Raw genomic sequence first — 14,228 nt, forward strand, 5'->3', positions numbered from 1 at the left:
GCCTAAAAATGAATAAAAAGTAGGTAAAAACGATGTTATTTGAGCTAGCGGAAGCATTTTGAATATTTAGGACACTTTAAGCCAAACGATATTTATCTTAGTAAAAATTAAAGCGATTAATTATTAGAATGGGTGTCACATTAATTTTTTATTTGTCCTTACAATTTATTTAAGATATTTGCAGGGCTTTGTAAGCTACTGCTCTATTATCACTGCTGTACCCGAGGCGACAATAAACAACATGCCAGCTTTACCACCACCTGATATTTCACTGTAGTCTAGGTCTATACCTATTACAGCATTCGCACCAACAGAAACGGCTTCTTTTCTAAGCTCAGCTAGAGCTGTTTTACGTGCGTCTCTTAATGTGTTTTGTATGCTGTCACTCCTCCCACCAAAAGTATCACTAAAGCTTGCAAATATATCTTTGAAGATATTCATACCATAAACACATTCAGCTGTGATTACATCAATACGCTTGAAGATCTTTAAGTCAGGAGCAGTTTCAGTTGTGAGCAATACATCACTAGGATCTACTTTTTTAAACTTATTCGCGGTTGCAAGCTCTACTTTTTGCGTATCGAATTGCTGTTTTGTTTTACTGCCATTAAGACCGTACATTCGAGCTAAGTGAATATCTTTGGCTTTATCTATTGTGTTAGCTTCATGCTCTGAAACATGTGTTAAAAGACTCCCATAATGTAATACACCATAGCTGTCTATATTGTGGTGGGTTCTTATCCCAGCTAATCCGTACTCTTTGTCTAGAAATGATAGTGTGGGTAAGGATATTTCTATGCTATTACCATCTAAATCAACCAAATTTACATCATTAAAATCTTCTAGAAATGCATCACACTCTTTCATACCATGATTTTTATAGATATTAGATTGGCTGTACAACGTAGTTAAGTTGCATAAAAACTTACCTTCATGCCAAATAGTCGTGATTGCGTTGTAGCCATCTTTCTTTGAAGCATAATAAAGATTAGCCATATCATAAGATTCGCCAGTGATATTGTTAATTAGCTCACTATCTTTGAGGCTCCAATCGGGTTTAGTATTTGCTGGTGTAGATTTGTCATTTTTAGAGAAAAACATAACCGTCCTTAGTAGTTTTAGTGTTATTAGAATTACAAAAGGCGCTAGCAAATTCAAGTCATTTAAGTTTAATTATCCATAGCCTTCTTATTGAACACAATTTTATGCCTAACTGAATCGCCCGAAATGATTGTAATAAAAGGAAGGGTATAATATGACCTTCTAAGGAGGATATATGAATACACAGCATAGAATTGATAACGATAAACTAGTATTTAAAGCGCTGGTATTAAAGCTTAATGAATCGCATAAATATAAAAACCCTAGCTACCAGTATTTAGTTAATCATTTAAATAACATAAACTTAAAAACTAGTTGGGGTAATGCATGGACGCGTAAAAGCTTATTTAGATATTTACAAAGAAACGGGTTTTCGGGTGTATGGGGGCTTAGAAATAGCCTAGAACAATACAGCAAGCTAGCTAAATTTTTATAGGGTATTTTCCTACACCGTAGAAGGGGGATTCGCAACCAGTACGCGCAAGCAATTAAAGAGTTGAATTTTAATTCCCGACTATAAAAAAGAGTAGAGTGGCTACACGCAATGCGTTAGGCTAAAACGGAAGTCTTATAATTAGAGGTAAGGTATTGATTTAAATGGTCGGTATGGAGAGATTCGAACTCTCGACCCCTGCCACCCCATGACAGTGCGCTACCAAGCTGCGCCACATACCGACTGAGGTTGCAATAGTACGTGTATTTTTTTAAAAATCAATAAGCATTTGTTTGTTTGAGTGTTTTTTGCGCAAGCAGGCTGAAAATAGTTTCCTTGCGCAATTAAAAGTAGTTAAGCATGGCGCTAGTCTTTATTTAACCAAAGTTTGATCGTGTTATACATTTCGTCTCGTAGTATTGGTTGCGCAGTTTTGTTAGGGTGCAAGTTATCGTTTTGCATTAAGTCGTTTTGCCCAGCAACTTTAAGTACAAAAAAGTCCATAAGGTAAGCGTTTGTATTTTTACTTACTTGTGTAAAACTATCGGTAAACATTTTGCTGTAACGTGGCCCGTAATTAGGTGGAATATAAATTTCCATTAAAGCGCTGGTGGCATTGGCTGCTTGGCTTTTTTTGATTAATTCGGTTAAGTTAGCTTGTAGCTTACTCACCGGAAAACCACGTAAACCGTCGTTTGCGCCCAGCTCAATAAGTACATGAGTTGGTTGATACTGCGCTAGCAAAGCATCTACACGGCGCAGTGCGCCACCGGTTGTTTCGCCACTGATACTGGCATTAATAAGTTTGATATTACTTTGCTCAGCATCGTATTTATCTTGTAACAATTGTACCCAGCCTTGTTCTTGTTTAAGTCCGTAGGCTGCGCTTAAACTGTCACCAAGTATTAAAATGGTGTTATTAGCTGCTGCACTTAGTGGCTTGATAACTAAAAATAAAATGAATACAAAACGTAGGATTGAATGAGTCATATGTCAGCGCTTTCTCAATTAAATATAATTCAAGTAAATGGTTTGTCTAAAGTGGTATCTACCTTTGAAGGTGAGTTGCCCATCCTCAGCGACATCAGCTTTAATGTCAAGCATGGCGAATCTGTTGCGGTAGTGGGCACTTCTGGTTCTGGTAAATCTACGTTACTTAGTTTGTTAGCTGGGCTTGATACGGCGAGTGGCGGTGAAATATTTTTAGATGGCGAGCCGCTACATAATCTCGATGAAGAAGCGCGTGCTGGGCTGCGCGCCGCAAAAGTAGGCTTTGTATTTCAGTCGTTTATGTTAGTACAAAGTTTAACAGCGCTTGAAAACGTAATGCTACCCGCTGAACTTGCAGGGGAGCGCGACGCTAAACAGCAAGCACTTATTTTGCTAGAAAAGGTAGGTTTGGGTCATCGCATCGACCATTATCCGTCGCAACTCTCTGGTGGTGAGCAGCAACGCGTTGCAATTGCGCGGGCATTTATTGGCACACCAAAAATACTGTTTGCCGATGAGCCTTCGGCAAACCTAGACAGTAAAAACGGTAAAATGATTGAGTCGTTATTATTTGATCTAAATTCGCAGCACGGTACTACGCTTATTTTAGTAACGCATGACGAGGCACTTGCACAAAAATGTCAGCATATTATTCAAATTGAAGGTGGCCGATTAGTAGAAAACTCAGCAGAGGAAATAGCAAATGTGGGCTAAGTTAGCGCTTAAGTTATTTTCGCGGGAGTTTCGCCGTGGTGAGCTTACGGTGATAAGTGCGGCTATAGCGCTTGCGGTACTTACCGTGCTTACTTTATCTATGGTTACCGAGCGTATTGCACAGAGCATTGCGCAAAAAAGTAGCGCCTTTATTGCCGCCGACCGAGTGCTTGGCAGTAATCACGTAATCGACACTTCTTATATAGCTAAAGCAGAGCAACAAAATTTAAAAACCGCACAAATGCTTTACTTCGACACCATGTTATTTGCCAACGACGAAATGCAATTTAGTTCGGTAAAAGCGGCTTCAAGTGGTTACCCGTTAAAGGGGCAACTTAAGGTTAAATCGAGCCTAAATGGAGAAACCGAAGTTGCTAACGGCGGACCAACACTTGGCAATGTGTGGCTTAGCGAGTCGGTATTTTATAGTTTAAATATAGATATAGGCGATGTAGTAGAGCTAGGTGCTGCATTATTTAACGTTGAAAAAGTAATTGTAGAAGAGCCCGACGCGCCTTTTAATGTGTTTTCGAGTAGCCGCAGGGTGCTTATAAACATTAACGACGTGGAAAAAACAGAAGTAATACAACCGGGTAGCCGAGTGTTTTATCGTCAGCTTTATGCCGGCGATGAAAGCGATATAAATAGTTTTTACGATTGGCTAAAACCGCAGTTAAAAGAAAACCAGCAATGGTATGGCGTAAAAGATCGCCAATCGCCAATATCTAATAGTTTAAACCGTGCAGAAAGCTTTTTGTTGCTAGCAGGTTTGCTGGGCATTATTTTAGCCGCAGTGGCAATTGCGGTGTCTGCAAAGCGTTATTGTGAACGCCAATACGACCCAGTTGCTATGATGAAAACCTTAGGTGGTAGCCGGGCAATGATCCGCAAAATTTACCTTACACATTTATTAATGGTGTGTTTAATGGCGGTAACAGTGGGTTTATTAATTGGCTATGGTTTACAAGAAATTGCGACACATTATTTAGCAAAAAGCATGGGTACAACGTTGCCAATGGCGGGTTTTAAGCCGTGGTTAGTGGCAATTAGTACAGGTGTAATTTGTGCTGTGATGTTTTCTATCAAGCCGTTATTTGATTTATTTGATATTCCGCCATTGCGAGTGCTGCGTCGTAACTTAGGCGATAAACTAGCGGTTAGCCGGGTGCACTTAGCTATGAGTGCGTTTACCGTGTTTTTACTCATGTGGCTATTTAGCAATAATATAAAAATTACTCTGATTTTGTTTGCCTCAACCCTTACTTTAATTGGCGTGTTGTTTTTGGTGTCTAAAGTTATATTTGGTGGTGGCCGTAAATTGGGCTTAAAGCCGGGTAATAGTTGGTCGCTGGCAATTGCGTCAATTCAAAAGCGTGCAAATGTGAATGCAGTCCAGCTGATCAGCTTTTCCCTCGCTATTAAGCTATTACTATTTTTAGTGGTACTTAAAAACGACATGATAGCCGATTGGCAGTCGCAGTTACCAGACGATGCTCCCAATGCATTTTTAGTCAATATTACCCAAAACGAACTTGAGCCAATTAATACTTATTTGGCGCAAAAAAACATTCAGGTATCGGAGTTTTATCCCACCATTCGTGGCCGGGTAAATGCGGTAAATGGCGAGCTGGTAGCGCGAGAAGTATCATTGCAAGACAACGAGAAAAAAGATGAAGAGGCACGCGCTGGTATTGGTCGCGAGCTAAATTTAACCTGGCTTGAAACGCCGCCAGCGCAAAACGAAATAGTGCAAGGGCAGTGGTTTAATGAAAACACATTAGCAGAGGCATCTATTGAGGAGTCTATGCTTGAGCGTTTAGATGTTAAACTTGGCGACACGTTAACGTTTTTAATTGGTGCGCAGTCGTTTGACGCTAAAATTACCAGTGTGCGTAAAGTAAACTGGGCCACCCTTAAGCCAAACTTTTTTATTATTTTAAGCCCTGATGTGCTCAAAGACTTTCCGGCAACGTATATTTCGTCGGTACGTATTGAGCCTGATCAAAAACGCGACTTTAGCCAATTGCTGCGCAGCTATCCAACGGTTACCGCCATAGATGTAGGTAACTTTGTTAAACAAATACAATCAACCATAGAGCAAGTGTCACTTGCAATTGGCTTTGTACTTACTATTGTGGTGTTGTGTGGTGCACTGGTATTAATATCGCAAGTGCAAGCAAGCTTAGGCGAGCGCATGCAAGAAATTGTAATACTGCGCACACTTGGTGCAAAAAGCCGGCTTATTAAAAACGCTACTTTATATGAGTTTTTATTGCTTGGTGGTTTGGCCGGCTTAGTTGCCGCTTTTTTTAGTGATATTGCACTATTAGTTGTACAGCAGCAGTTATTTGATCTGGCGGGTAAATTACATCCACATATTTGGATAATAGGACCGGTGGCAGGTGGAGTGTTTGTAGCGGGGTTAGGCTATTTTATGATTGCTCGCACACTTAAGCAAAACACCCAAGGGCTGGTGCGTGCGTTAGGTTAAGTTGCCAATATTTAAGCAAAAGGAAAACGCCCACTTAAGTGGGCGTTTTTGTTTTATTGTTACTGGTAATTTATACAGTGCTCTGGCATTATTAGCCTAATTAACGAATAACAATAATGAGAGTGCTTTTTGGCCATAATTTTAGGGATTGATCCAGGCTCACGCTTAACTGGCTACGGTGTTGTAGCGCATCAGGGGTCTAAATTCACTTATTTAGGCAGTGGTTGCATTAAATTAGCGGATCATGAGTTTCATATAAGACTTAAAATGATTTACCAAGGCATTACCCAGCTTATAGAGCAGTTTTCGCCAGAAACCTTCGCGATAGAAAAAGTGTTTATGGCGCACAATCCCGACTCAGCCTTAAAGCTAGGCCAAGCACGTGGTGCTGCTATTGTAGGCGCTGCAATGGCCGACTTACCAGTATTTGAATACTCAGCAAGGCAAATAAAACAAGCCGTAGTAGGCAATGGTGGCGCCGATAAAACTCAAGTACAGCATATGGTTAAAAACATTTTAAAACTACCTGGTACGCCACAAGCTGATGCCGCCGATGCACTGGCTATTGCTATTTGCCATGCGCACTCAGAACAAAATTTAATAAAACTAGCGGGTAGCGCAAGCAAAACCGTTAGAGGACGTTTAAGGAAATAACTATGATTGGTCGCTTAAATGGTATTTTAGTAGAAAAACAACCTCCCGAAATATTATTAGAGGTAAGTGGTGTTGGCTACGAAGTGCAAATGCCAATGACCTGCTTTTATGACTTACCTAAAGTTGGCGAAAGTGCCATTGTTTATACTCATTTTGTAGTACGCGAAGATGCACAACTATTGTTTGGCTTTAACAACAAAGTAGAGCGTGCCTTATTTAGAGAGTTATTAAAGGCCAATGGCGTAGGGCCAAAGCTAGGTTTAGCTATTTTGTCGGGTATGTCGGCGCAGCAATTTGTAAGCTGTGTAAATAACGAAGACTCCACAAGCTTAGTGAAATTACCCGGGGTAGGTAAAAAAACCGCCGAGCGGCTAGTACTCGAAATGAAAGACAGATTAAAAAATTGGGGCAACGATTTATTCACCCCTTTCAGCGACAGTGCGGTTATTGAGCCGTTTAGCGACGCAACAATTGCTAATAATGCCGCCGATGATGCTGTGTCGGCTTTGGTGTCGCTAGGTTATAAATTGCCACAAGCGCAAAAAGCAGTAAAATCAGTAAGTAAACCCGATATGTCTACTGAGGTTCTTATTAAAGAATCTTTAAAATCAATGCTGTGAGTAACCTATGATCGAAGCTGATCGCTTAATTGACGCGACTGAAAAACCCAACGAAGACTCTATAGACCGTGCAATTAGGCCAAAATTACTCGCCGATTACCGTGGTCAACCGCATGTTAAACAGCAAATGGAAATTTTTATTGAAGCGGCCCGTAGCCGAGGCGAAGCACTCGATCACCTGCTTATTTTTGGCCCACCAGGTTTGGGTAAAACTACATTAGCTAATATTGTTGCCAACGAGCTGCAGGTAAATATAAAGGCAACCTCAGGGCCAGTGCTCGAAAAAGCCGGTGATTTAGCCGCATTGCTAACCAACCTTGAAGAAGGTGATGTATTATTTATTGATGAAATACACAGGTTAAGCCCACAAGTTGAAGAAATACTCTACCCAGCAATGGAAGACTACCAACTTGATATTATGATAGGTGAAGGCCCAGCAGCACGCTCGATAAAATTAGATTTACCCTCGTTTACGCTTATTGGCGCAACGACTCGCGCGGGTTCGTTAACCTCGCCACTGCGTGACCGCTTTGGTATTGTGCAGCGCTTAGAGTTTTATTCAGTAGAAGACTTATCGTACATAGTAGGGCGATCGGCGCATTTTCTTGATTTAGAAATGTGCGACGAGGGTGCAGTTGAAATTGCTAAACGCTCACGCGGTACCCCCCGTATTGCCAATAGATTACTACGCCGAGTGCGTGACTACACCCAAGTAAAGTCAGACGGTACGGTAAACGCCGAAGTGGCAGAGCTGGCACTTAATATGATAGATGTAGATAAAAGCGGTTTTGATTATATGGATCGTAAGTACTTACTCGCCATTATAGAAAAATTTATGGGCGGCCCAGTTGGGCTCGACAATATAGCTGCAGCTATTGGCGAGGAAAAAGAGACTATTGAAGATGTAATAGAACCCTTTTTAATTCAACAGGGCTTTATTCAGCGTACACCCCGTGGACGAATAGTGTCAGACAACGCATATCATCACTTTGGTTTACTACCAAAGCAAGACTAATAAAAAGCTTTACCCAATTTAAAAAGCCATTGCGATTAATTAATTGCAATGGCTTTTTAGTTTATGCTTAGCCGTGTTTTATGTTGCTTTGCGCTGCCGTTATATTCATTCTATAGGCACGTTATTGGCGCTATACTTGGTGAGTTTTAATGTGGTTGGTATGCGTACTTAAATTTAGCAATAATTCACGATGCGTTAAGTCAATCAAGGTTATTGTGCCTGCGTTATATTGCTGGTGTTAACTAATAGGTGGCTTGCTGTGGCGCACTAGCTTAGGCTTTATGCAATTGTTATAAACGCTAAAGTTGTGATGTTAACTTAATACCTAGGTATTAATGTTATGAAGATTATTTATGGGCAAAAAAAAGCCCGCAAATAATGCGGGCAAACAACAAGTTGAAGGAAGTAATCTTGGGAACTCTATTTTACTTACTTAGGTTTTATCCTAAAAAAGTAAAACAATGTAATACGATGAAATGTCATATTACGAAGAACTGGGTGCAATGAAAACGTTCATTTAATGCGTTAGTTCGGTATGAGGTAATAATACCGAAGAGTTGTTTTTTGTTCAAACTAGAAAATTTATAATTTCAGATAAAAAAAACTAATCTGAATGCTTTTTATGAATGTTCAATTATTGCACGTTAATTAATCGTTAACATTATAACTTTATGAAATTATTTGCTTATATTGTATTTTACAGTAAATTTCGGTATTAGTTTTACTATTACGTTAAAGTAAACCTTAGGTTGTTTTGCGTGCTTATGCTTATATTTTGAATAAACAGCTAATTTAACTGAGTGTTACCTTTATAATAGCGCATTAATAAACACTAATATTAATTACGCAATTATAATAAACGGGTTATTTTACGGTTTAATAAAAATAAAAGAATTTTTTAACGTTTTTTGTTGTCTATTCATAGCAAGATCGTTGTAAGCGGGAAATACACTATATACACTAGCTACAATTTTAGACGCTTACCCTTTGTAGTTCTGGTGTAAGGTCATATTATCCAAATAAATCAATTTGATGTGTTTTTAATTTTTTAGGAGTTTAACGTGGGATCAGGGCTTAATTTTTTAGATCTAATTCTAGAAGCAAGTTTGCTTGTGCAACTAGTGATGCTAGCGTTAGTAGCGATGTCGGTAATGTCGTGGGCTATTATTTTTCAGCGTAAAAAAGCAATCTCAGACGCTTTAAGCAATGCCAAAAAGTTCGAACAAAAGTTTTGGTCTGGAATTGATTTAAGTAAGCTGTATAGCGAAATTTCATCACGTAGTGGGCAATCAAAAGGTATAGAAGCATTATTTACCGCTGGCTTTAAAGAGTTTGCACGTCATAAAAAAAATACATTTCAAAGTGCTGGCATTGTTATGGAAGGCACACATCGCTCCATGCGCGTGGCGCTTTCACGTGAGGTAGAAAAGTTAGAATCAAGTTTGTCATTTTTAGCAACCGTGGGCTCAATTAGTCCATATATAGGCTTGTTTGGTACAGTATGGGGCATAATGAATGCCTTTATTGCACTGGGCGAAGTTAAGCAAGCTACGCTACAAATGGTAGCACCAGGTATTGCTGAAGCGTTGATTGCTACTGCAATGGGCTTATTTGCAGCTATTCCAGCTGTTATTGCTTATAACCGTTTTGCTAATAAAGTTGAAAAATTAGAAACGCATTACATTAACTTTATGGAAGAGTTTGCTAATATCCTACACCGTCAAGCAGCTACTCAAATAGAGGCCCAAGCGAATGTATCAGCGTAAAAAGCGCCGTCCGGTCGCAGAAATTAATGTAGTGCCTTACATTGATGTAATGTTGGTACTACTAATTATATTTATGGCTACAGCACCTCTCATTACTCACGGTGTTAAAGTTGACTTACCAAAAATGGAAGAGTCAGACTTAGTTGATACTAAAGATACGCCACCTATTATTGCCTCTATAGATGCTGATGGCCGATACTATGTAAGCGTAGGCACCGACCCTGAAGAGCCAATGGAAGCGCTAGATGTAGCTGCCGTAATTAAGTTACAGCTGATGAAAAATCCAGATGTACCTGTAATGATAAAAGGCTCGGGCAAAGTGTCATATCAAGAAGTATTACTATTAATGGACTTTTTAAAAAGAGCAGGCGTGCCATCGGTAGGGTTAATGACAGAATCCTTTGAGGGGACGAAGTAGCCTTATGCAAACACCATTAATTAAATCAGTACTTTTACATGTGGCATTAGGTGGGTTTTTGTATGCCACCGCAAATATTCATCCGCCAGCGCCTAAGGTAATGGAAGTTACACTTAATTCGGCTATTCCCGATGTAGATAAAGCGGTGTCTGCGGTAACGGTTGATCAAAAACAGGTTGAGCAAAAAATTGCGCAACTTAGAAAAAAAGAAGACGATCAAAAGCGAGCTGAAGACAAACGTATTCGCGATTTAGAGCGCAGAGCTAGTAATGCGCGCAAAGAGCGAGAATCAGAAGCACGACAAATTAAAAAGTTAGAGCAACAGCGTAAAGCCAAAGAGAAAGAAACGGCAGAGGCGCAAGCACAAGCTAAAAAAGCACGTGCCATAGAGCAGCAAGAACGTGCTAAAGCTAAGCAAGCCGAAAAGCAAAAGCAAGAGTCTGAAAACGCTGCAAAGGCTGCCGCTGATAAACGCAAAGCTGAGGAAGATGCGCTTAAAAAAGCACAAGCTGAACGCAAAAAACGCGAAGCAGAAGCCGAACGTAAGCGTGAGCAAGCAATGCAAGAGCAAATGTTACAAGAGCAACTTGCTAAAGAGCAGGCTGCCCGCAGTAAAATACGCCAACAACAAGTAGTGAGTGAAGTAGATAAGTACCGTGCCTTAATAATGGCGCGTATACAGCAAAACTTACTTATTGACGAAAAAATGAAAAATCAGCAGTGCCGAGTTAACATTCGTTTAGGCTTTAATGGCTTAGTAACGCAAGTGACTTCATTAGGCGGCGATAGATTAGTGTGTGAAGCTGCATTAAGAGCGGTGCGTATGGCCGACACATTACCGGTATCAAAAGATAAAGACGTATTCGACCAACTTAAGAATATAAATTTAACAATCAAGCCAGAATTTTAAAGGAATGATATGTTCAACAAAGTAAAAGTAGCCTGTTTAATTTTATTATTGGGTTTTCAGGGCGTTGCAAATGCAGCTCTGGAAATTGTAATAACAGAGGGTATAGATGGCGCACGACCAATTGCTATTGTGCCATTTAAGTATCAAGGTATTGGCCCTATTCCACAAAAAATCAGCGAAGTTATTGCTGCAGATTTAATGCGCAGTGGTAAATTTAAGCCTGTAGATGTAGCACAAATGCCGCAACAGCCAAGTAAAGATAGCGATATTAACTATGCTTCTTGGGTAAACAAAGGAGTAGAGGCGATATTAGTTGGCGAAGTTGAGCAGCAATCCAATGGCCGCTACTTGGTGCGTTATGAACTGGTTGATGTTATTCGTGGGCAAATTACCGGTGGTCAAACGCAAATGATGACTAACGGTAAATTAATTAAAAACCAAGACCATATTTTAGAAGCACGTGAAAGTATTATTAGCGACACCGGCTTTCGTCGTTATTCACACCGTATAAGTGATGTGATTTACGAAAAGTTAACCGGTGAAAAAGGCGCATTTTTAACTAAAATAGCCTATGTTATAGTACGTGATAATGACGACAGACCTTATCAACTGGTAGTTTCTGATTACGATGGTTTTAATGAGCAAGTATTACTGCGCTCTAAAGAGCCGTTAATGTCGCCAGCATGGTCGCCCGATGGCACTAAGTTAGCCTATGTAACGTTTGAAAATCGTCAGAGCCAAATTTACATTCAAGACCTATACTCAGGTAAACGTGAATTGGTTACTAGTTATCCTGGTATTAACGGTGCACCGCAGTTTTCGCCCGATGGTAAAAAGTTACTATTAGTACTTTCAAAAGATAAAACCGGTGCAACCGAAGTTTATTTACTAGACTTAGTAACACGCAAAGAAACGCGTCTTACTCGTCATCGCAGTATAGATACAGAGCCATCGTGGCATCCTAATGGCCAAGATATTGTATTTACATCTGAAAGGGGTGGTAATGCCCAGATTTATAAGTTAAATTTAAAAACTGGCAGAACACAAAGATTAAGCTTTGACGGTGATATGAACCTAGCAGGTTCAATAACACCCGATGGCAAAGAATTAGTGATGGTTAACCGTACCAACGGGCAGTACCATCTTGCTAAAAAAGAGCTGGCTACAGGTGCGTTTCAAGTATTAACACGAACTCGCCTTGATGAATCACCGAGTATAGCGCCAAATGGCTCGATGATTATATATAGCACGCTTCATAATAATAAACAGGTACTTGCGCTGGTATCGATGGACGGTCGCTTTAAAGCACGGTTACCTGTGCTAGACGGACAAGTAAAGGCGCCAGCTTGGTCGCCATATTTACAGTAATAATTGCTGGTTTACTCAAAATAGGAATCTACTCAATGCAACTTAATAAAATACTTAAAGGCCTGCTAATTGCTGTGCCAGTAATGGCTTTAGCAGCTTGTAGCTCATCTTCAGATATAGATGAAGGCGCAGCTAACCAATCAAATCAAGGTATGGTTGAGCAATCAACAAATACTGACACAGTTGAAGTAGCGACAATTTCGCCAGAGCAACGTGCAGAAGAGCAACTTCGTCAAAAATACGAAGCACTTCGTCAAGAGCAAGTAATTTACTTTGATTTTGATAAAGCGACAGTTGAAGGCAAGTACGCTGATTTATTACGCGCACACGCTGAGTTTTTAGTTCAAAACTCATCTGTTAAAGTACTTATTGAAGGCCACGCAGATGAGCGCGGTACGCCAGAGTACAATATAGCACTAGGTGAGCACCGTGGCCAAGCAGTTGAAAAATACCTACAAAGCTTAGGTGTTTCTGCAAGCCAAATGTCAGTGGTAAGCTACGGTGAAGAGAAACCTATGGTTAAATCTCGCACTGAATCAGCTTTCGCTAAAAACCGCCGTGCGGTACTAGTTTACTAAGATAAGAGATATTATGAAGCCGAAAATTATTTTGGCAGCCATGATATTGAGCGGGAGCACCCAGTTAATGGCTGCTCCCGCTCCTGTTTCAGAAGCTGCAAGTTCACAATCGAGTATTGAAAAGCGTTTAGCGTCGTTAGAGAATATGATGCAACAACGTAACTTTTTACAAGTTGAGTTACAGCAACAGCTTAATTTATTGCAAGATGAAGTAAGCCAAATTCGTGGTGTAACCGAAGAGCAAAGTTATAAGCTAGAAAAAGTGCTGCAGCGTCAGCGCGAGCTTTATCAAGAAATTGAAAACCGCGTAAGCCAAGCTTATAGTCAACCGGCTGCCACAGCGCCTGGAGTTGATCACACGCAAGCAAGCGATACTCAGACATACAGTGCCGATTTATCTGAAAACGAAGCATACGAGCGTGCTGTTGCGTTAATAATGAAAGATAAACGCTATGATCAGGCGATCCCAGAGTTTCAAACTTTTTTAACTACCTACCCAAATTCTGTGTATGCATCAAATGCACATTATTGGCTTGGGCAGCTGCTCACGATAAAAAATAACCCAGCTAAAGCAACGGAGCATTTTAAAGTGGTGGTTAATGAATTTCCAAATTCAAATAAGCGCCCAGATGCCATGTTAAAGTTAGGTACTTTGCTACAAGAGCAAAATTTAGCAGCCGAAGCGCAAAAAATACTGAACGATTTAATTAATCAGTATCCAAGTACCACTGCTGCAAAATTGGCCACAAAGCGCTTATAAAATTAATACAAGAGACTTGATTAGGCTGCTTTTTGTCATAAGCGGTCTAAAATTGTTCAGCTAAGCATAAAAACTTAAAAAAAGAGACAATTTCGGTTGCACTCATTTTATAAATAAGTATTATAAGCGCCCGCAGCAAACGAATGGTTACCCCACTCGAAATGCGACAAAAATAGAGCGGGTCATTAGCTCAGTTGGTAGAGCAGTTGACTTTTAATCAATTGGTCGATGGTTCAAATCCATCATGACCCACCATTATATTTATAGTAATAATGGTCTATTATCGGCGGATTTACGTAAGCTTAATTAATTATTAAATTAAGCACCCAGAGCGGGGCATTAGCTCAGTTGGTAGAGCAGTTGACTTTTAATCAATTGGTCGATGGTTCAAATCCATCATGCCCCACCAT

The 14,228-nt window shown here is 40.1% G+C and carries 14 protein-coding genes and 3 tRNA genes; 14 read left to right on the forward strand and 3 right to left on the reverse strand.

Translation table 11 applies throughout. The annotated features are described in order from the left end of the window. Nucleotides 1–195: 195 nt before the first annotated feature. A complete protein-coding gene (locus AAEZ22_RS15905) occupies nucleotides 196–1,101 on the reverse strand; it encodes a YbjQ family protein (protein WP_225741027.1) in 906 nt (301 codons plus the stop codon). Between the two features lie 175 nt (nucleotides 1,102–1,276). Here AAEZ22_RS15905 and AAEZ22_RS15910 point away from each other — a divergent pair, with 175 nt between their 5' ends. Continuing rightward, a complete protein-coding gene (locus AAEZ22_RS15910; RefSeq protein WP_352297990.1) occupies nucleotides 1,277–1,537 on the forward strand; it encodes a hypothetical protein in 261 nt (86 codons plus the stop codon). Nucleotides 1,538–1,699: 162 nt separating this feature from the next. Here AAEZ22_RS15910 and AAEZ22_RS15915 read toward each other — a convergent pair. Both AAEZ22_RS15915 and AAEZ22_RS15920 read right to left on the reverse strand, forming a co-directional pair. Continuing rightward, nucleotides 1,700–1,776 (reverse strand) — tRNA-Pro (locus AAEZ22_RS15915). A 124-nt stretch (nucleotides 1,777–1,900) separates the two neighbouring features. Next, nucleotides 1,901–2,524 (reverse strand): arylesterase, encoded by a 624-nt coding sequence (locus tag AAEZ22_RS15920; protein ID WP_011328552.1) that lies wholly within the window; start codon nucleotides 2,522–2,524, stop codon nucleotides 1,901–1,903. Between AAEZ22_RS15920 and AAEZ22_RS15925 the strand changes: the two genes are divergently transcribed. From AAEZ22_RS15925 to AAEZ22_RS15985, 13 genes are all read left to right on the forward strand, one after another. After that, a complete protein-coding gene (locus tag AAEZ22_RS15925) occupies nucleotides 2,525–3,238 on the forward strand; it encodes an ABC transporter ATP-binding protein (RefSeq protein ID WP_011328551.1) in 714 nt (237 codons plus the stop codon). Beyond that, entirely contained in the window at nucleotides 3,228–5,729 is a 2,502-nt protein-coding gene (locus AAEZ22_RS15930; protein WP_182683345.1) for an ABC transporter permease, read from the forward strand. Before AAEZ22_RS15925 ends, AAEZ22_RS15930 begins: the two co-directional genes overlap by 11 nt. Nucleotides 5,730–5,858: 129 nt before the next feature. Next, nucleotides 5,859–6,383 carry a crossover junction endodeoxyribonuclease RuvC gene (gene ruvC, locus AAEZ22_RS15935; protein WP_011328549.1) on the forward strand — a complete coding sequence of 175 codons (525 nt, stop codon included), beginning with the start codon at nucleotides 5,859–5,861 and terminating at the stop codon, nucleotides 6,381–6,383. A 2-nt stretch (nucleotides 6,384–6,385) separates the two neighbouring features. Next, nucleotides 6,386–7,003: a Holliday junction branch migration protein RuvA gene (gene ruvA / locus AAEZ22_RS15940; RefSeq protein WP_011328548.1), complete on the forward strand. Its 618-nt coding sequence runs from the start codon at nucleotides 6,386–6,388 to the stop codon at nucleotides 7,001–7,003. A gap of 7 nt (nucleotides 7,004–7,010) precedes the next feature. Continuing rightward, nucleotides 7,011–8,018 (forward strand): Holliday junction branch migration DNA helicase RuvB, encoded by a 1,008-nt coding sequence (gene ruvB / locus AAEZ22_RS15945; RefSeq protein WP_011328547.1) that lies wholly within the window; start codon nucleotides 7,011–7,013, stop codon nucleotides 8,016–8,018. Between the two features lie 1,061 nt (nucleotides 8,019–9,079). Continuing rightward, nucleotides 9,080–9,784 (forward strand): protein TolQ, encoded by a 705-nt coding sequence (gene tolQ, locus AAEZ22_RS15950; protein ID WP_041454480.1) that lies wholly within the window; start codon nucleotides 9,080–9,082, stop codon nucleotides 9,782–9,784. Beyond that, nucleotides 9,771–10,202 carry a protein TolR gene (gene tolR, locus AAEZ22_RS15955; protein ID WP_041454479.1) on the forward strand — a complete coding sequence of 144 codons (432 nt, stop codon included), beginning with the start codon at nucleotides 9,771–9,773 and terminating at the stop codon, nucleotides 10,200–10,202. Before tolQ ends, tolR begins: the two co-directional genes overlap by 14 nt. A 4-nt stretch (nucleotides 10,203–10,206) precedes the next feature. Beyond that, a complete protein-coding gene (gene tolA / locus AAEZ22_RS15960; RefSeq protein ID WP_011328544.1) occupies nucleotides 10,207–11,112 on the forward strand; it encodes a cell envelope integrity protein TolA in 906 nt (301 codons plus the stop codon). Nucleotides 11,113–11,121: 9 nt separating this feature from the next. After that, nucleotides 11,122–12,480, forward strand: coding sequence for a Tol-Pal system beta propeller repeat protein TolB (gene tolB / locus AAEZ22_RS15965; protein WP_011328543.1), 1,359 nt, complete (start codon nucleotides 11,122–11,124; stop codon nucleotides 12,478–12,480). A 35-nt stretch (nucleotides 12,481–12,515) separates the two neighbouring features. Next, nucleotides 12,516–13,058, forward strand: a complete 543-nt coding sequence (pal, locus tag AAEZ22_RS15970; protein ID WP_011328542.1) for a peptidoglycan-associated lipoprotein Pal — start codon at nucleotides 12,516–12,518, stop codon at nucleotides 13,056–13,058. Nucleotides 13,059–13,071: 13 nt separating this feature from the next. Continuing rightward, nucleotides 13,072–13,818 (forward strand): tol-pal system protein YbgF, encoded by a 747-nt coding sequence (gene ybgF, locus AAEZ22_RS15975; protein ID WP_011328541.1) that lies wholly within the window; start codon nucleotides 13,072–13,074, stop codon nucleotides 13,816–13,818. A gap of 179 nt (nucleotides 13,819–13,997) precedes the next feature. After that, nucleotides 13,998–14,073, forward strand: a tRNA-Lys gene (locus tag AAEZ22_RS15980). 78 nt (nucleotides 14,074–14,151) lie between these two features. Then, nucleotides 14,152–14,227 (forward strand) — tRNA-Lys (locus AAEZ22_RS15985). Nucleotide 14,228 lies beyond the last annotated feature (1 nt).

Origin of the sequence: Pseudoalteromonas sp. 20-MNA-CIBAN-0454 (genome assembly GCF_040308685.1) — a bacterium.
GTDB classification, from domain to species: domain Bacteria; phylum Pseudomonadota; class Gammaproteobacteria; order Enterobacterales; family Alteromonadaceae; genus Pseudoalteromonas; species Pseudoalteromonas nigrifaciens.